The organism is Acinetobacter guerrae (assembly GCF_009372255.1).
In the GTDB taxonomy this organism is placed as follows: Bacteria; Pseudomonadota; Gammaproteobacteria; order Pseudomonadales; family Moraxellaceae; genus Acinetobacter; species Acinetobacter guerrae.
In genome coordinates this window covers 261,941-279,790 of record NZ_LXGN01000005.1, presented here as the reverse complement: position 1 = coordinate 279,790, position 17,850 = coordinate 261,941, and the positions used below count along the sequence as shown (strand labels likewise).

12 protein-coding genes are annotated in these 17,850 nt (G+C 40.5%); 6 read left to right on the top strand and 6 right to left on the bottom strand.

The window, feature by feature from the left end:
• Window positions 1-67: 67 nt before the first annotated feature.
• From A7A69_RS05150 to A7A69_RS05135, 4 genes are all read right to left on the bottom strand, one after another.
• Window positions 68-1,783: a proline--tRNA ligase gene (locus A7A69_RS05150; protein WP_152876475.1), complete on the bottom strand. Its 1,716-nt coding sequence runs from the start codon at window positions 1,781-1,783 to the stop codon at window positions 68-70.
• A 104-nt stretch (window positions 1,784-1,887) separates the two neighbouring features.
• The gene (locus tag A7A69_RS05145) at window positions 1,888-4,989 is read right to left on the bottom strand and encodes an efflux RND transporter permease subunit (protein ID WP_152876474.1); all 3,102 of its coding nucleotides are present in this window, start codon (window positions 4,987-4,989) and stop codon (window positions 1,888-1,890) included.
• Between the two features lie 25 nt (window positions 4,990-5,014).
• Window positions 5,015-6,154, bottom strand: coding sequence for an efflux RND transporter periplasmic adaptor subunit (locus tag A7A69_RS05140; RefSeq protein WP_152876473.1), 1,140 nt, complete (start codon window positions 6,152-6,154; stop codon window positions 5,015-5,017).
• A gap of 60 nt (window positions 6,155-6,214) precedes the next feature.
• On the bottom strand, window positions 6,215-6,862 hold the full coding sequence (locus A7A69_RS05135; RefSeq protein WP_120370906.1) for a hypothetical protein: 648 nt from the start codon (window positions 6,860-6,862) through the stop codon (window positions 6,215-6,217).
• A gap of 307 nt (window positions 6,863-7,169) precedes the next feature.
• Between A7A69_RS05135 and pilG the strand changes: the two genes are divergently transcribed.
• The 6 genes from pilG (at window position 7,170) to A7A69_RS05105 (ending at window position 15,739) form a co-directional block, all read left to right on the top strand.
• Window positions 7,170-7,553 carry a twitching motility response regulator PilG gene (pilG, locus tag A7A69_RS05130; protein ID WP_120370905.1) on the top strand — a complete coding sequence of 128 codons (384 nt, stop codon included), beginning with the start codon at window positions 7,170-7,172 and terminating at the stop codon, window positions 7,551-7,553.
• 25 nt (window positions 7,554-7,578) lie between these two features.
• A complete protein-coding gene (locus A7A69_RS05125; protein ID WP_120370904.1) occupies window positions 7,579-7,947 on the top strand; it encodes a response regulator in 369 nt (122 codons plus the stop codon).
• A 5-nt stretch (window positions 7,948-7,952) separates the two neighbouring features.
• Window positions 7,953-8,489 (top strand): chemotaxis protein CheW, encoded by a 537-nt coding sequence (locus A7A69_RS05120; protein WP_120370903.1) that lies wholly within the window; start codon window positions 7,953-7,955, stop codon window positions 8,487-8,489.
• 47 nt (window positions 8,490-8,536) lie between these two features.
• Window positions 8,537-10,618 (top strand): methyl-accepting chemotaxis protein, encoded by a 2,082-nt coding sequence (locus A7A69_RS05115; protein ID WP_151981160.1) that lies wholly within the window; start codon window positions 8,537-8,539, stop codon window positions 10,616-10,618.
• Window positions 10,619-10,766: 148 nt separating this feature from the next.
• Complete coding sequence (locus A7A69_RS05110; RefSeq protein ID WP_152876472.1) at window positions 10,767-15,287, top strand: hybrid sensor histidine kinase/response regulator; 4,521 nt, start codon at window positions 10,767-10,769, stop codon at window positions 15,285-15,287.
• Complete coding sequence (locus tag A7A69_RS05105; RefSeq protein ID WP_151981158.1) at window positions 15,287-15,739, top strand: hypothetical protein; 453 nt, start codon at window positions 15,287-15,289, stop codon at window positions 15,737-15,739. The genes A7A69_RS05110 and A7A69_RS05105 overlap by 1 nt, the downstream gene beginning before the upstream one ends.
• A gap of 146 nt (window positions 15,740-15,885) precedes the next feature.
• Here A7A69_RS05105 and A7A69_RS16560 read toward each other — a convergent pair whose 3' ends face one another.
• The gene (locus A7A69_RS16560; RefSeq protein WP_171500781.1) at window positions 15,886-16,047 is read right to left on the bottom strand and encodes a hypothetical protein; all 162 of its coding nucleotides are present in this window, start codon (window positions 16,045-16,047) and stop codon (window positions 15,886-15,888) included.
• Window positions 16,048-16,387: 340 nt separating this feature from the next.
• The gene (locus A7A69_RS05100; RefSeq protein ID WP_120370953.1) at window positions 16,388-17,848 is read right to left on the bottom strand and encodes an amino acid permease; all 1,461 of its coding nucleotides are present in this window, start codon (window positions 17,846-17,848) and stop codon (window positions 16,388-16,390) included.
• Window positions 17,849-17,850 lie beyond the last annotated feature (2 nt).

Genomic DNA, 17,850 nt, shown 5'->3' with positions numbered 1-17,850 from the left:
GGGCTATTTTTGAGGTAATAAAAAAACCGTACTCTCAAAAGAATACGGTTGATTTTACTGGTGAAGATTAAGCTTTTAACTTCGCCAGTAATTCTTCTTTACTGAGGTTGATCGATTCTGCATCGGTACGTCCTTTATATTCAAACGTTCCTGCATCCAAGCCTTTTTCACCAATGACGATACGATGTGGAATACCTGTCAATTCAAGGTCAGAGAATTTAACCCCAGGACGTTCATTACGATCATCAAGCAGCACATCATAGCCCTGAGCCTGTAATTCAGAATAGAGTGCTTCTGCCGCTTCAAGGGTTTTTGGTGATTTGTGTGCATTCATCGGGACAATTGCCACTTCAAACGGGGCAATAGCAGAAGGCCAGATAATCCCTTTATCATCATAGTTTTGTTCAATTGCAGATGCCACAACACGAGTCACGCCAATACCATAACAGCCCATGGTTACCGTGACTGGCTTGCCATCATCGCCCAAAACAGTGCAGTTCAATGCTTCTGAGTATTTCTGACCCAATTGGAAAATATGTCCAACTTCGATACCGCGTTTAATTTGCAATACACCTTTACCATCTGGAGATGGATCACCATCGACCACATTACGCAGATCATAAACTTCGCTGAACTGTGCATCGCGTTGCCAGTTCACACCTGTGGCATGTTTATCAGTTTCATTTGCGCCTGCAATAAAGTCTGATAATACAGATGCAGCGCGATCTACAATTACAGTCACGCCTTTTTCAACTAAGCCTTGAGGGCCAACATAGCCAGCAGTTAAGCCTAGTTCTTGGAGTTGCGTTTCAGTGGCAAAGGTTAAAGGTGCGGCAATCAATGGGTGATGTTCCGCTTTAATTTCATTTAGTTCATGATCACCACGCAAAAATAGCGCAATCACAGGCACTTTGCCAGCAGCATCTGGATTGCCCTGTACTAACAATGCTTTAACAGATTGCTTTGCATCTGCCTTTAAAAATGCGCAGACATCAGCAATGGTTTTCTGATTTGGCGTGTCAACAATCGTCAATGTTTGAGTTGGTACAGCACGCTCACCGACAAGTACCGCTTCGGCTTTTTCTACATTGGCTGCATAATCTGATTCGCTTGAAAATACGATATCGTCTTCACCACTGTCTGCTAGTACGTGAAACTCGTGCGAACCTGAACCACCAATGGAGCCAGTATCTGCCTGAACAGGACGGAAATTGAGTCCTAAACGGGTGAAAATACGGCAATAGGTGTCATACATATTGTCATAAGTTTCTTGTAGCGATGCCTGATCAACATGGAAAGAGTAGGCATCTTTCATAATAAATTCACGTGAACGCATCACCCCAAAACGTGGACGGATTTCGTCACGGAATTTGGTCTGAATCTGATAGAAGTTAATAGGTAATTGTTTATAACTTTTGAGTTCGTTACGTGCCAGATCGGTAATCACTTCTTCATGCGTTGGACCAAGTACGAACGGATTATCATGACGATCTTTAAAGCGTAAAAGTTCTGGGCCATATTGCACATAACGACCTGATTCTTCCCATAGACTTGCAGGTTGAGTCACGGGCATAAACACTTCAAGTGCGCCTGAACGGTTCATTTCTTCACGAACAATCGCTTCAACTTTATTTAACACACGTACACCCATCGGCAGCCAAGTGTATAAACCTGAAGCCAATTTACGAATCATCCCAGCTCTAAGCATGAGCTGATGCGAAATCACTTCTGCATCATTTGGGGTTTCTCTTAACGTTGCAAATAAAAAGCGGCTTGCGCGCATGGAAACTGTCCTAAAAGTGGGCTCTTTAACAGAGCACGATAAAAACACAAGATTATACGATAAAAAATGAGATGAATATTTCATCTCATTCAACAAAGACCAGATTATGACATTAATTTACGGGTTTGACGCAACAAGAAATTTTTCAGATCATCCAAATAAGTAAAAATCACAGGCACCACCACAAGAGTCAGCAGGGTAGAGGTAATCACACCACCAATCACTGCATGTGCCATCGGCGCACTTTGTTCGCCGCCTTCGCCTAGCCCTAAAGCCAATGGAATCATGCCCATGACCATCGCACTGGTGGTCATCAAGATGGGGCGCAAACGGGTTTTACCTGCCTGAATAATTGCATCATAACGAGTTTCACCACGTTCCATTGCTTTTTTTATGAAATCAATGAGTAAGATTGCATTTTTGGTGACCAGACCCATGAGCATGATGATGCCAATAATAGAAAACAGATTCATGGTACTTTGAAATAAAAATAACGCCAGAAATACCCCAATCAAAGATAAGGGTAAGGATGCCATAATCGCGGCAGGGTGGATAAAACTGTTAAATTGTGAACCGAGTACAATATATATAAACACGATTGATAGAGTAATGGCCGTCAGTGCATAACCCGCCGATTCAGCCATGTCTGCATTTGCACCCTGTGTATCAAAACTATAACCTGCTGGAAGCTTAAAGTTCTTCTGTAACTGTTCAATATCTTTACCAATATCACCTGCTGGACGACCAGAAGTATTGGCTTCGACCAACACTTCGCGAGCCAGATCACGCCGATTAATCTGTGATGCCCCTAAGGTTTGTTCAAACTTTGCAACCGTAGCAAACGGAACCAGAATAGATTGACCATTGGTATCAGTTTTAGAGGAAGTAAGGTAAAGATTTTCCAGATCGCTAGGTAAGGCACGGCTATGTTCTGCAAGCCGTAAATTGACATCATAGGTTTCGCCGCGTTCATCTTGCCAAGTCGTGACATCATCGCCCGCAACCAAAGGACGTATGATATTGCCAATTTGATTGACTGATAAACCCAGATCACTCGCCAAAACACGATTAATTTGAATCGATAAGGTCGGTTTTGGCTCTTTTAATGAACTTTCTAGATCGACCACACCTTTTATTTTTTCCATTTCAGCTATAAAGCGATCTGAAATAGTTTGTAATTCATTTAGATCTGGTCCCTTGATTGAAATCATAATGGGTTTTTGACCACCAGATACGGTTTCATCCGCCGAGGCAACAGAAGTGACGCTAATGCCTGCTACACGTTTTAACCGCTCACGAAACTCATTATTTAATTCAGTTAAGGTTTGACTACGTTGCTGCCTTGGCGTCACGGTTACTCTTAGGCTGGCATGGTTTTTACCCTGATCTGTAATCCCATTGATTACGCCATAGGTTGATTTGACCTGTGGATGTTGGCGAATAATCTGATTGACCTGATCAAGCTTTGCTTGGGTATATTGCAAGGAGGCATCTACTGGGGTTTCAAATTTAATGCGAATCTCGCCTTTATCTGGCGTTGGTACAAATTCGGTTCCAATAAGCTTGGATAATCCTAATGCCCCAATTAACGATGCAATTGCAATTAAAATCGTGATAAAACGAAATCGTAAGGCAAGTTTGAGTAAATGCTCATAAACATGACTTAAGTTGTCGAGCTTTTGAGAAATCCAATTAAAGAAGCGTTTAATCCGACTTGGTGGTTTATTGGTTTTTTTCTCTTGCCAATGTGCTGATAGCATTGGGTCAAGGGTAAAACTAACAAACATAGAGATGAGAACAGCAGTACTGACCGTCACCCCAAACTGATAGAAAAAACGCCCAATAATGCCACCCATAAACGCGACAGGTAAAAAAACCGCGACAATGGTCAGTGTGGTTGCCAAAACAGCCAACCCAATTTCCTTCGTTCCGTCCAGTGCCGCAGTGACATGATCTTTGCCCATTTCACTATGGCGAACAATGTTTTCACGTACTACGATTGCATCATCAATGAGTAAACCAATACAAAGTGATAATGCTAAAAGCGTCATCATGTTGATGCTAAAACCAAATGCCCAGATAAAAGTTAAGGTTCCAAGTAGGGCAATGGGAAGAGTTAAACCTGTGATGATGGTTGAACGGAAAGAGCCTAAAAATAGTAAAACAATCAGAACAGCCAGTAATGCACCTTCAATAATGGTACGCGCTACATCTTTAATCGAGGCGCGAATCCCTTTTGAGCTATCGACAACGACATTTAAACTAGCCCCTTCAGGGAGTTGGGTCTTGATTTTATCTAGCACTTTATAGGTGTTATCCACCACTTGAATCACATTGGCATCTGAACTACGTAAAATATCAACCGCAACGGCTGCTTTCCCATTTAAATATGCACCAGTTTCAAGCTCTGCCTGACTGTCTTCAACCTTAGCAATCTGTTTAAGATAAATTGGTACACCATTTTTATTGGCAACGACTAAATCACCAAAACCATGTGGATAGATCACTTTAGATTGAATTTCGATGACTAATTCAGAATCGGATTGTTTTAGTGAGCCGCCTGGAATTTCGATATTTTCATTTTTTAAAGTACTAATGACTTGATCAATCCCAATGCCATAACTTTGTAGTTGTTGAGGATTGACTTCAATACGAATCTGGCGTTTAGCATCCCCCAGTAAATTCACGGTTCCTACACCCGGAACGGTTCTAAGTTGAGGTAAAATTCGCTGATCCAGATAAGAGCTAAAATCGCGCAAAGACATCGAACCTGATTCAAATACCACCGACATAATGGCATTACTGGCGGGGTCATAACGTTCTACGACAGGATCTTCTATTTCATCTCGAAAATCTGACTTAACCACTGCAATTTTATCACGGACATCTTGCGCAGCGACACTGGATGGAACTTCCAGATTAAATTCGGCAATGATCATCGACAGCCCTTCACTGGACTGTGAGGTAATCTGTTTTAAGCCTGAAATTGTATTGATCTGGTCTTCGAGTTTTTTAGTGATTTCAGATTCGACTGCTTCAGGAGATGCGCCAGGATAATTGGTATAGACCACAACAAAAGGAAAATCGACATCAGGAAATTCTTCTACCCCCATGCGTTGCCATGATGCCAAACCCAAAACCATCAGACAAAACATCATCATGATGGTAAAGACTGGGTATTTGACACTAATTCGGGTAAACCACATAAACTTAATCCTGAAAATCGTTCTTTTATTTATCTTTGTTTGACGTAACTTGAGCTGAGTTTGAAAATACAACAGATTTATTTTCATCCTGATTATCAAATTTAACTCGACTCACGGCATCGGTTGTTTGTAATCCTGAAATAATGGCTTTGTTTTCGGCAAAACGTTTTTCAACAACCTGAACAGGAATTTTACGCAATTTTTGTTGGCGAACGACCCAAACATAAGGGGCATGATCGATACTTTGAATAGCATCCAAAGGAATAATTTGACCCTGAATTTGATCCTTATTTAAGATAAAACCTTCGACAAAAGCACCGATACTCAGTGAATTAATCCTTTCAATAGGTTTCGCAAAAAACTCGATTTGCCGACTTACTTGATCAGCTACAGGTGAAACACGTGTTAAAACTGCATTTAATGGAGTTGAATTGCCTTGAATTGTGTATTGAATCTTTTGGCCGATTTGTAGCGCAGATTGTTGTTCTAATGGTAATTTAGCCTGAATTTCCAGTTGTTCAGGATTCACTATTTCAAATAGAGTTTGTCCTGCTGAAACGGTTTGACCGGGTTCGACATTGCGTTTGGTAATGACACCTGTAAGAGGGCTTCGGATAATACCGTCCTGATCTGCTTTACGTGCAATTTCCAGATTCGCTTTTTGTGCATTCGCTGTTTCAAGTTGAGCTTTGTAGTCGACTTGACTTTGTTCATAATCAACACGTGAAACAAAACCCTGATCTAAAAGTCTTTTTTTACGTTGCATCAAATTATATGAAAGTTCAGCCTGAGCCTGAGCGGATGCAAGGTTTGCCTGCGCTTGAGCTAAACGAGCAGCATTATCCTGATTATTTAAACGGACAAGAACCTGATCTTTTTTGACTTGTTGTCCGACATCGGCATTGACCTGTGTCGCTGTTGCAGAAACTTGTGCCTGAATTGAGCTTTGTTGGATGGCTCGAATTGTTCCTGTAAAAGCTGTTTTACGTTCCAGTGTACCTGTAGAAACCTGTGTTAGATCTTGTGGGATCATCTCGACTGTTTCAGGCGCGTGAGCTTTCGAGGTGTCTGTAGATGTAGAGCGATTACAGCCAGTTAGAATAACGCTGAAGCTAATTAAACAGAGTACAGGGATATAAAATGTAGTGCGTGACACTTTCCGCATGCCTACCCATCCTTAAATAAATGACATTCATTGTTTTATTTGGTGTCAGGATTATAACGATTATTCCAAGGTTTTTAAGCGGTCTATAATGTTGGAATAATGTTCTTGCGTTGTACGGTAACTATTTTGCAGGCTTGAGATATTTTTTTTCAGATTCGCCATGTTCTGATCATTCTGATCGAGTTGATCTTTTAAGCGTTGAGGAATGCTACTTTCTCCCTTGCGCAAGTACTCCATTTCCTGACGTTTAAACGTAATTCGGTCACTTTGTAATTGTTTAAGCTGATCTTGTTGTGACATGATTTGTTTTTTAATACCTGATAAAGCCTGATTTTGCTTTTCGGTTGCAATGGCTACATTTCCATAGGCACGTTTGAGTTTTAAATCTTGCTCCCGCTGACGAGCCAGTGCTTCTCTTTGGCGGGACTGACGCAAATCTGCTTCAGCATTATAAGGTTTATTACGGCGAATGACCTGCATATTGCGATCTAAAGCTTCATAGCCATAACGGATATGCGCAGGTGTTACAGAGCTGCTAATATTGGCAATACCTTTTTGATCATAATAACGATACCAAACAGCATGAGGCTGTTCACTACTCGCATTCGCAATAGGCATCCACAAAAATAGTCCAAATGCAATAATGGAACGACGAGTCATCTGTTTGGATTGTTCCAGAAGCTTTTGACATCTCACCCCATTGTTCATCCTTTTCCCCAATTTAAAAGTGACTAATTTACTTATTTTTAAATAATAATATCTTTATATTAGTTGTAAATTATCCAATTAAAAATAGGAATAACTCAAAAAAAAATCATAAGTTGCTATAAAGTGTGATTGGTTTGGAGATATTTATTAAAAGTGTGTTTAAACATCAAAAAACCTTCATTGAAAACGCAAGTAATTATATGTTAAAAAAGGTCATAATCTGTAAAAACAATGAAAGCCCCGATGATCGACTATAATCATTTTTAATTATTGTCTGTATTAAATAAATGGGGAAAAGGGTCGTTAAATGGAAGATAAATTTCAAAATCTTAAAGTCATGGTAATTGATGATTCAAAAACCATTCGTCGTACGGCCGAAACTTTACTGCAACGTGAAGGTTGTGAGGTTATTACCGCAGTTGATGGCTTTGAAGCGCTCTCAAAAATTGCCGAAACCAATCCTGATATTGTCTTTGTTGATATCATGATGCCGCGTCTAGATGGCTATCAAACCTGTGCGTTGATCAAGAACTCACAGAACTATCAAAATATTCCAGTCATCATGCTGTCTAGTAAAGATGGGTTATTTGATCAAGCCAAAGGCCGTATTGTGGGGTCGGATGAATATTTGACCAAACCTTTTAGTAAAGATGAACTATTAAACGCTATTCGAAATCACGTAAATACATAAATTAAAGAAAACGTTGGGGAATAAAATGGCACGTATTTTAATTGTAGATGACTCACCAACTGAAACATTTCGCTTTAGAGAAATATTAACAAAACATGGTTTTGAAGTCATAGAAGCATCTAATGGGGCGGATGGTGTGACCATGGCTCAAGCAGAGCAGCCAGATTTGGTGCTCATGGATGTAGTTATGCCTGGCGTAAATGGTTTTCAGGCGACTCGTGAAATCAGTCGTGGTGAGAATACCAAACATATTCCAGTTGTAATTGTGAGTACCAAAGATCAGGCAACGGATCGTGTCTGGGGGAAACGTCAGGGCGCTCGAGATTATCTGACCAAACCGATTGATGAAAATAAATTGATTGAAGTGATTCAGCAAAATCTCAATCTAGGATAGTCACTATGGCAGCAAATGGATTTATCGAATTGCTTCGATTGGCAAAACGTGGCAATCGAAGCTACGCTTCCAATCAAAACGAAGTAAACCGATGGTCAGGTATTGCCTTTGAGATGATGGGGCAATATTTTGTTGCGCCGTTGGGGGAAGTCACAGAAGTGATTTATCCTCCAAAATATACACCAGTACCCAATGCTCAAGTATGGGTAAGGGGACTGGCGAATATTCGGGGGAGACTACTCTCGGTGTCTGATTTAACACATTTTGTATCTGGGCAACGGTCTCAGTTTTCACCTACACAAAAAGTATTATGTATCAGTCACAATGACCATTATGTCGGTTTGGTTGTAGATCAGGTTCTGGGGATTCAGCACTTTAATAAACGCAGTTTTTTTTCTAAAAGTGATGAGCTAGATCAAAAATTAAAAGATTATTGTCAGGGTTATTTTTATCAACATAACCAGCGTTGGCATGTTTTTTTATTTAGTCAGCTACTGAAAAATCCACAGTATATGAATGCTTCAGCAAGATTTATAAATTAAATTCCTACGCAATCAAGTCAATCAAGCGTATTCAGGAGAAAAGCTGCATGGGCTTTAAACTAAAAAAGAAAAACACAGCTGAAAGTGCGGTTAAAAAAGACGGTTCTGCATTTTTTGCCAAAATACAGGCTCAGATTGATCAATTTTCACGACTGTTTGGGGAAAGTGAAAAATCTAAACCGATCATTTATGCGGCCATTATCTTTTTATTTTTGGCAATCCTAACGCTGATTTACTTGTTCTATAGCGTACCACGTAACAACGAATTGACACGGAGTCTGGGACAATTACGCCTATTGTCACAGACCATTCCACGTCAGGCTACAGATGCAACTGCCTCTGGTTCACCTGAAATGATTGCGAACCTGAAAAAATCACAAGAGCAATTTGCGCAAAATCTGGAAAATGTCCAAGATATTTATGGAACATCTTCAGATGAGTATAAAAAAGTAGACGAACTCTGGAAAAATGTTTCGACCAATGTAGATTTGATTACTTCGCAACAAAAACTTATTAATCAACTCTATGACACCAATATTGCGATTGGCGAATCAATTCCAGGGATTCAGGCTGAATACAACCTGATGGTTGACCAAATGGCACGTTTAAATATGCCAAGTAGTCAGGTGGTGATTGCTAAAAACCAAGTATTCATTGCAGAGCGTATTCTTCGTTCGATTGGCTCGGTATTGGTTGGCACAGAAAATGCTCGTGCATCGGCAGATGATTTTAGTGCCGATATTGAAACTTTTGGTGCTTATCTCAATGCTCAGTTAAACGGCAGTACAGATTTGGGTGTAGAGCGTATTGGTGATTCAACCTTACGTGAATCTGTAGAAAGTATTAAATCTGAATATGATGAAGTACTAAAAACAGCAGCATCTACAGTATTTAAAAATGCCAACCAGATTGTAAAAGTCCGTCAAGCATCTTCTCAGATTTTTTCTCAATCTGATGACATGCTCAAATCATTGAATAATCTTTCAGATAAAGCCGATTCTGGTTGGTCAAGTATTATTCCAGCGGTTTTATTACTGTTATTCCTTGGTGGTTTTACATATACCATCCTCAAACTTTTATCTTTGCGTAGTGCAATGGATAAAACGCGTGTAACTCGCTTACAAGATGAGTATGACCGTAACCAGAATGCAATTTTACGTTTACTGGATGAAATTGCAGATTTGGCAGACGGTGACTTGCGTTCGTATGCAACAGTATCGGAAGACTTTACAGGAGCAATTGCTGACTCGATTAACTTTGCGATTGATCAGTTACGTGATCTGGTTTCTCGTATTACCGATACGTCTCAGGAAGTGGCACGTTATACGCAAGATACCCAGACCATTACCAATCAGTTAGCTGAGGCATCTGAGCATCAGGCACAGGAAATTGCGGGTGCATCTGCTGCAATTAACGAAATGGCGGTTTCGATCGATCAGGTATCTGCCAATGCTGCCGAATCTGCTGAGGTTGCCGAGCGTTCAGTAAAAATTGCATCTAATGGTGCAGACGTTGTAAACCGTTCTATTGTCGGGATGGATACCATTCGTGAACAGATTCAGGAAACGTCTAAGCGTATTAAACGTTTGGGTGAGTCTTCTCAGGAAATTGGAAACATTGTCTCTTTGATTAACGATATTGCTGACCAAACTAACATTCTGGCATTGAATGCCGCGATTCAGGCATCGATGGCAGGGGAAGCAGGACGTGGTTTCGCCGTGGTTGCCGATGAAGTACAGCGCCTTGCAGAGCGTTCGGCTTCTGCAACCAAACAGATTGAAGGCTTGGTTAAAACCATTCAGACAGATACCAATGAAGCAGTAATTTCAATGGAACAAACGACGTCTGAGGTTGTGCGTGGTGCTAATTTGGCGAAAGATGCGGGTGTTGCACTTGATGAAATTCAAAGCGTATCGAATAACTTGGCAAAACTGATTGCAAACATTTCCAATGCTGCAAAACTTCAGTCTGCATCGGCCAGCCATATTGCCAATACGATGAATGTCGTACAGGAAATTACCTCACAAACCACGACGGCAACCTTTGATACGGCACGTTCGGTTTCTGAACTGGCGAATATGGCGGAGTCATTACGTGAGTCTGTATCAGACTTTAAACTACCTGATTAAACTTTGAGTTATACTTTGGGATAGACTTTGAGCTGTCCCAAATAAAAAATGCATCGTCAAGATGACTTCTTGAGAGGGAAGTCACTTGCGTGATGGTGGTAGATCATGTTTCACCATCAAAGGTGGATAAACGAAAGAAGCCTTCGTTATGAAAGAAATATTAAAACATCTTGTTGAAACAATAAACTTACCTGAAGACAGTTATCTTGATCAGGATCCAGAAATTCTTGAAATTTTTATTGAAGAACTAGAAGAAATTTTTCAAGAACTGAATCAACTTATTCCGCAATGGATGGCTCAGCCAGATGAACACCAGTCTTTGGTGGAAGTCCGCCGCCATTTTCATACGCTAAAAGGGTCTGGGCGTATGGTGGGAGCCAAGTCATCTAGTGAGTTGGCTTGGACAGTTGAAGAAACACTGAATCGAATTATTGCGAAAACATTACCATTGACTCTGGATTTACAGCGCTATGTACACGCTGTATTTAATTTGTATCGCTTTAAATTTTATGACGATTTTAAACAAATTCAGGCACATGCGTTAGATATTCGTCCTTTGATTTTATTAGGACAACAACTTCAACAACAGCAAAGTGTAGAGCCTGCTTTGGAGGAGTTGCTCATTTTAGCTGAACGGTTGAACGCTACCTCTGTAAATACAGGTCTTGAAATTCAGGAAGAACAGTTTACTGAAACTGAAAAGCCAATTGAACTTGAGTCTAGAGCGATTGCTGATTTGAGTGTTGAATCTGTAAATACCCAAGATAAAGGTTTAATTGAGGAAACACTGGCAATTTTCCTTGAAGAAGCAGAAGAGCATTTACAAACTGTGGATGCTTTCTTACAACAAGATGAGCCAACCGATCAAAGCTATAATCAATTGATTCGTGCTTTGCATACTTTACGCGGCAGTTCATCGATGGCTCATATTCAGCAAGTGTTTGATGCCAGTAGTAAAGTTGAAACGCTATTTAAGACATTGATGCAGGATGAATTGGAATCTACATCCAATGAAACCGCTTTACTGACTCATTATGCTGAATTCGTTCGTGATTATTTGCATACCTTGCATCAGCAAGGGTCTCAGCAACAGCTTGATAAAATTGATCAAAAATTCAATCAGGCGTGGGAAAATTATGGCTTTAATATCGAAGAAATTGCACATGAAGCGCAACACCCGCAAGGCGTGGTTACATCGTTATTACAGCTAGAAATCGACAACCTGCTAAATGCCGATTATGAGTTTGAAAAGCGTGCCAAACATGAATTTCCTGCTTATATTCAGCAGTTGATTCAAGAGGCAATGTCTTTAATTGAACATACTCATAATCGTGCTTCGCAGGGTGTGCATGATTATTTATTGCAATTAAAACCCGCATATGAATCACTACTGCAAAAACCAGAATTACTGCATATCGATTTCGCTTTTGATATTTTTGGGCAAGCACATCAACAGGTCATTCATTTATTCGATACGCTAGCAGCAGGCCAACGTGTCAATCTTGGACAAGAGCAACAAAATATTCTGAATGAATTGCAGGATTTTGTTCAACAAGATATTGAAACATCTATTGTTGAGCCGTCAACTTCAACGGTGGAACAGCAAAATACGCGAATTGAGCAAGTCGTGCCTGCGTCTGAACCAGCAAGCCCACAGTTTGATTTATCGCAAATTTCTGCACGCATTCAACAGGATCATCAGCATATTGAAGCTGAACAAGCCAATCGTAATTTTGATGCGGATCTTCTTGATATCTTTTTGGAAGAAGCGGATGAACTACTGGCGGGTATTGATGCAGATTTAAATACTTGGTCGCAGCAACAAACTAATACTTCAGCGTTGAATAATCTGATGCGTTATTTGCATACCTTAAAAGGTGGTGCGAATATGGTTCAGGCAACGTACATGGGCTTGATCGCACATGAGTTAGAAACGATCTATGAACGTTTAATCCATGGGCAAATACATTCCTCTGCAAATCTCATCCAGATTATTCGTCTGGTGCAAGATGATATTGCCGATCGTATCCAAACTTTGCGTGATCAGGCAATCGATTATCCTGCAACACAGGTAATTGAAATACTTAAAAATATTGAACAAGTTTTACAAGGTGTATCTCAGCAGTCTCAGCCTGATATCTCAAGTCAGAATGAACCTGCCGAAACTGTATTGCCAGATGACATCATTGATGCACAGAATAAAGATTCTGTCAGTGAAACAGCTATTGATTTTATTGAGCCTGAATCCATCAGTGAGCCAGCGGTTATTGAAGAGTCTGAGACCACAATAGCAGCTGATAAATATGATCAGCAATCTGAGCTAGATGATGTGCAATCTCTAGTTGAAGCAACATTTTATGAAGAAGCCGAAGAATTACTTGAAACGGCGAATCAGTTGCTTCTTCGCTGGTTTGATGATCGTTCAAACCGTAGTCTACTTCTTCAGTTACAACGTGCAGTGCATAGTCTGAAAGGCGGTGCACGTATGGCAGAACTAGAACCTGTTGCTGTCATTGCTTCACATCTTGAAAATGCGTTTGAACAGTTTGCTGTGAAAAACTTTAATTCAAATGTCTATGACCATTTATTGTTAACAGCATTTACATGGTTAAAACAGGCGATTTTTGAACGTTCATATAATAACTATGATGGTCTAAAGCATACCTTGGAACGACTTGAGTTTGTCGATACCAATGCTCAAATTCCGAGTAAACTCGCTCGTGCAGATTTATTTTTGCAAGAACAGGTGATGGAGTTTGTACAGGGTGATGGTACAGAACCACCCTCTATGCTAGGTGAATGGGATAATACGACACAGGTCGATGATTCAAATGAGATGATTCGTGTTTCTGCCGATCTGATTGAAAAAATGATTAACCTGTCTGGTGAAAATGCCATTAACCGTTCCCGTATCGAAATGGATTTGGGACAATTGGGCAATACACTGGTGGAAATGGAACTTGCTATCCAACGTCTGGCAGATCAGTTACGTCGTATGGAAGGTGAGCTAGAAAGTCAGATCATTGCCAAACATGGCACGGAAAATTCGCGTTATACCGATTTTGACCCGTTAGAAATGGATCAATATTCATCTCTGAATCAATTGTCAAAATCGCTTGCCGAATCTGCGTCGGATCTGGTGGACTTTAAAACGACATTATCAGACAAGATTCGTGATACCGAAGGTTTATTATTGCAACAGTCGCGCATTCAGGCCGAGATTCAGGAAAGTTTGATGCGTACCCGACTGGTACCTTTTTCACGATTATTGCCACGTTTACAACGGATTGTGCGTCAGACTGCAACCACACTCAATCGTCCTGCAGAGTTAATTGTTCAGAATACCGAAGGTGAACTGGATCGTAATATTCTAGAACGTTTGGTTACGCCACTTGAGCATATGTTGCGTAATGCAGTCGATCATGGTTTAGAAGATCGTGAAGAACGTTTGAAACTGGGTAAACCTGAAACAGGGCGTATTGAACTGAATATCAGCCGTCAGGGAACGGATGTTCTGGTGAGTTTTAGCGATGATGGTAAAGGTATTGATGTTGAGCGAATTAAAGCCAAAGCCTTACAAAATGGTCTAATGACTTCCGATCAAAAACTTGATGCACAGGAAATTCTACAATACATTTTCCATCCTGGATTTAGTACAGCTACGGCTGTAACCCAAATTTCGGGTCGTGGAGTCGGACTTGATGTGGTGCAAAGTGGCATCAAAACACTGGGTGGTCATGTCACAGTCGAGTCTAAACTTGGCTCAGGAACAACCTTTACTATTCGTGTTCCAACGACCGTCGCTGTAAGTGATGCCCTTATGGTGAAAGTTGGCGATCAGCAATTTGCATTGCCTTTGGCACAGATTGATCGGATCGTACGAATTGCACCTTCAACTTTAGAGCAATATTTTAATAGTCAGGAAGACTATTTTAATATCGACAACACATCTTATCGGTTACGTTATCTAGCTGAATTTGTAGCCAATCAGCCTATTCCAAAATTATCAGGGGTAGCACATTCATTACCTGTGTTACTGGTAAAAGGCGCGCATGGTCAGACCATTGCGCTATTGGTAGATCAATTGGTAGGTTCACGTGCGCAAATCGTGGTTAAACCTATTGGTCAGCAATTTGCAAGTATTGGAACAGTGGCGGGTGCCACAATTCTGGGGGATGGTCATGTTTGTCTAATCTTGGATGGACAAAATATTGCCAGACAGATTCAGGCAACACAACGTAATAAACAATCTATTGATGGCAGGGAAAAAACGCGTCATACCGATGAACGTCGTTTAGTGATGATCGTGGATGACTCTGTGACTGTACGTAAAGTCACTTCGCGTTTATTAGAGCGTCAAGGCTTTGATGTGGTCACTGCCAAAGATGGTGTCGATGCGATGGAGCAGCTTGAAAATGTCAAACCAGATTTGATGTTGCTAGATATCGAAATGCCTCGTATGGATGGTTTTGAGGTCACGAATTTGGTGCGCCATCATGAATTACATCAAGACATGCCAATTATTATGATTACTTCACGTACAGGTGAAAAGCACCGTGAACGAGCATTGTCACTTGGTGTGAGTCATTATATGGGTAAACCTTTCCAAGAAGCAGAACTGCTTGCCAATATTGAAGCCTTACTTGATACACGTTTAGGGAGTTACTGATGAATACAGATAACACCGCAGTACCACAAATTGATCAACAGGAACTTCAACATTTAATTACAGTTTCAACTGGATTTATCGATGCTTATATTATTGAGTGTCATGATCGGGTGCCGATGCTATTACCACAAAATATTGTCTTGTCTGCATTAGATACTCAAGTCGATGCACAAACGATTGAGTGGCATGATCTAAAATTGCCTGTATATGCTGTAAACGATCCTACAACAATTCAAGGCGTGGCATTGGTTATAGAAGCGGAGGATGTTGCACAGCGTTTTGCATTGATGTGTAACACGATGCCGCAGTCAATTCGTTTACGTATTTCAGAAGTGGTAGATGAAGAAATGATTGAATCTGATCCAATGGTTTTTAAATGGGTGAAAATCGCAGATCAGCATTTTCATGTGCCTCATCTGGAAAATATTCAGAAAAGTCTAGGCATTTTATAGTTTGAATTGCTCTAAAAAAACAAACCCCAGTTGAAATAACTGGGGTTTGTTTTTTGTCTTGGTCTTGGCTAGTTAAGACCCAATGACGATCATCATGTATTCGTTTTTTCATACTGTACTCCTGATCATATTTTGATATGAATCGGTTAATCCCACGCAGAAGATTTTAACCATTGTTTGGTTTGTTTGCGGTTGCGTCGATGCTGTGCTTGAGGCTTTTCAGTTTCATGCATTCCACCCTTATGCAGCAACGGTGATAGAGCCACCTGATTTCTAACTTTGATTTGTGATGTCTGTTTAAGTTTCATGAAGTAATCCTCGTATTTTACGTTTTAAACATCAGTGAATAATCGGATGATATTCATTTGTCTATGTCGCTCTTTTTACAATCAACAAACTTATAGAGGTATAAAAAAACCTAGCGAATGCTAGGTTTGATATGCATTCGGACAAATGATGATTGACATTTGTCCGTGAGCTGACAACATGCCAATAATTAGTAAGGATGATCCTGTAAAGTTGGCACGTTGTGACTCCTATAAAATTGCAATTCTTTGAAGAACTGCATAGATGATTGAATATTGATCGTCATCATAATCCTTTCGCTTTAAAAGTCAAGGAATGGACAATCATTATTAAATTCAAAAATTATTCCTGATCTGGTTTGATATTCATCTCATGATAAGGCACTAATTTGGTTTTATATTTCCATTTATAGCTTAACCAAATCACTAAAAATAATGGAATACTGATATAGGTAGAAAGTAAGCCCATCCAGTCAACTTTACCACCTAAAACTGCTTGGTAGTTTTGTCCCAAAATAATGATTGAACATAAAATAAATGCAAACCACGGTGCAAAAGGGAAAAACTTGGCACGGTACGCCAGATCTTCCAGTTTATGACCTTGAGCCAGATAGCCTTTGCGAAAACGATAGTGCGAAATGGCAATGCCGAGCCAAACAATAAAACCACACATGCCTGACATATTGAGCAACCAGTTAAAAACGGCTTGCTCTCCGATAAAGGTGGTCAGGAAACATAATGCTGCAATGGCTGTCGTGGCATAAAGTGCATTCATTGGTACGCCACGCGTATCTAGTTTTGAAAACCACTTCGGTGCACGACCTTCACGAGCCATGTCAAATAGCATACGAGTTGAAGAGTACATGCCTGAATTACCTGCTGATAAAATAGCAGTTAAAATCACGGCATTCATTAGACTGGCGGCAAATGCAAAACCGACTTTTTCATAGAGTAAGGTAAATGGAGATAAGGCAATATCACTACTAGATGCCGCTTGTAATAAACGCGGATCATCATAGGAAATTAAAGTGCCGATGATAAAAATACACACAATATAAAACAGTAAAATTCGCCAGAAAATCTGTTTGATGGCAAGCGGTATAGTGCGTTTCGGATCTTTGGATTCACCTGCGGCAACGCCGACCATTTCAGTCCCCTGAAAAGAGAATCCTGCAATCATTGCTACGCCAATCATCGCTTGTAATCCGCCGACAAAAGGTGCGTCTTTATAGGTCCAATTACCAAAAGTCGCCATTCCTGGTGTCATCATAATTTTGATGATCATGGAAAATCCAATAATAATAAAGGCAATGATTGCGACGACTTTGACCATAGAAAACCAAAATTCACTTTCACCAAAACCTTTGACTGTCATAGCATTGATGGCAAAGATCACCACCAGAAAAATGCCACTCCAGTAGAAACCTGGCAAGTCTGGAAACCAGAATTTCATGATGAGCTGAACCGCAACCAACTCAAAGGCAACCGTAATCGCCCAGTTGTACCAATAGTTCCAGCCTAATGCAAAACCAAAACCATCTTCGACGTAACGGCTACCATAAGTAAAAAAGGCGCCAGAAGTTGGATTGTGGGTGGCGAGCTCCCCCAAACTGGTCATCAGAAAGTAAATCATGATGCCAATCAAGGCATAGGCAAGCAATGCTCCACCCGGGCCAGCATTGGCAATGGTTGAACCTGAGGCAAGAAATAAGCCTGTGCCGATCGAACCGCCAATCGCGATCATATTTAAATGACGAGCACCGAGCTTACGCTGAAGCTTTTCAGGTTGAATCGTTTCAGTCATGA

Bases quoted from the DNA above. Each gene is read 5' to 3' on its own strand.
- A7A69_RS05135 (WP_120370906.1), bottom strand. From the start codon at position 6,862: ATGAACAATGGGGTGAGATGTCAAAAGCTTCTGGAACAATCCAAACAG.
- pilG (WP_120370905.1), top strand. From the start codon at position 7,170: ATGGAAGATAAATTTCAAAATCTTAAAGTCATGGTAATTGATGATTCA.
- A7A69_RS16560 (WP_171500781.1), bottom strand. From the start codon at position 16,047: ATGAAACTTAAACAGACATCACAAATCAAAGTTAGAAATCAGGTGGCT.
- A7A69_RS05110 (WP_152876472.1), top strand. From the start codon at position 10,767: ATGAAAGAAATATTAAAACATCTTGTTGAAACAATAAACTTACCTGAA.
- A7A69_RS05105 (WP_151981158.1), top strand. From the start codon at position 15,287: ATGAATACAGATAACACCGCAGTACCACAAATTGATCAACAGGAACTT.
- A7A69_RS05145 (WP_152876474.1), bottom strand. From the start codon at position 4,989: ATGTGGTTTACCCGAATTAGTGTCAAATACCCAGTCTTTACCATCATG.
- A7A69_RS05140 (WP_152876473.1), bottom strand. From the start codon at position 6,154: ATGCGGAAAGTGTCACGCACTACATTTTATATCCCTGTACTCTGTTTA.
- A7A69_RS05120 (WP_120370903.1), top strand. From the start codon at position 7,953: ATGGCAGCAAATGGATTTATCGAATTGCTTCGATTGGCAAAACGTGGC.
- A7A69_RS05100 (WP_120370953.1), bottom strand. From the start codon at position 17,848: ATGACTGAAACGATTCAACCTGAAAAGCTTCAGCGTAAGCTCGGTGCT.
- A7A69_RS05150 (WP_152876475.1), bottom strand. From the start codon at position 1,783: ATGCGCGCAAGCCGCTTTTTATTTGCAACGTTAAGAGAAACCCCAAAT.
- A7A69_RS05115 (WP_151981160.1), top strand. From the start codon at position 8,537: ATGGGCTTTAAACTAAAAAAGAAAAACACAGCTGAAAGTGCGGTTAAA.
- A7A69_RS05125 (WP_120370904.1), top strand. From the start codon at position 7,579: ATGGCACGTATTTTAATTGTAGATGACTCACCAACTGAAACATTTCGC.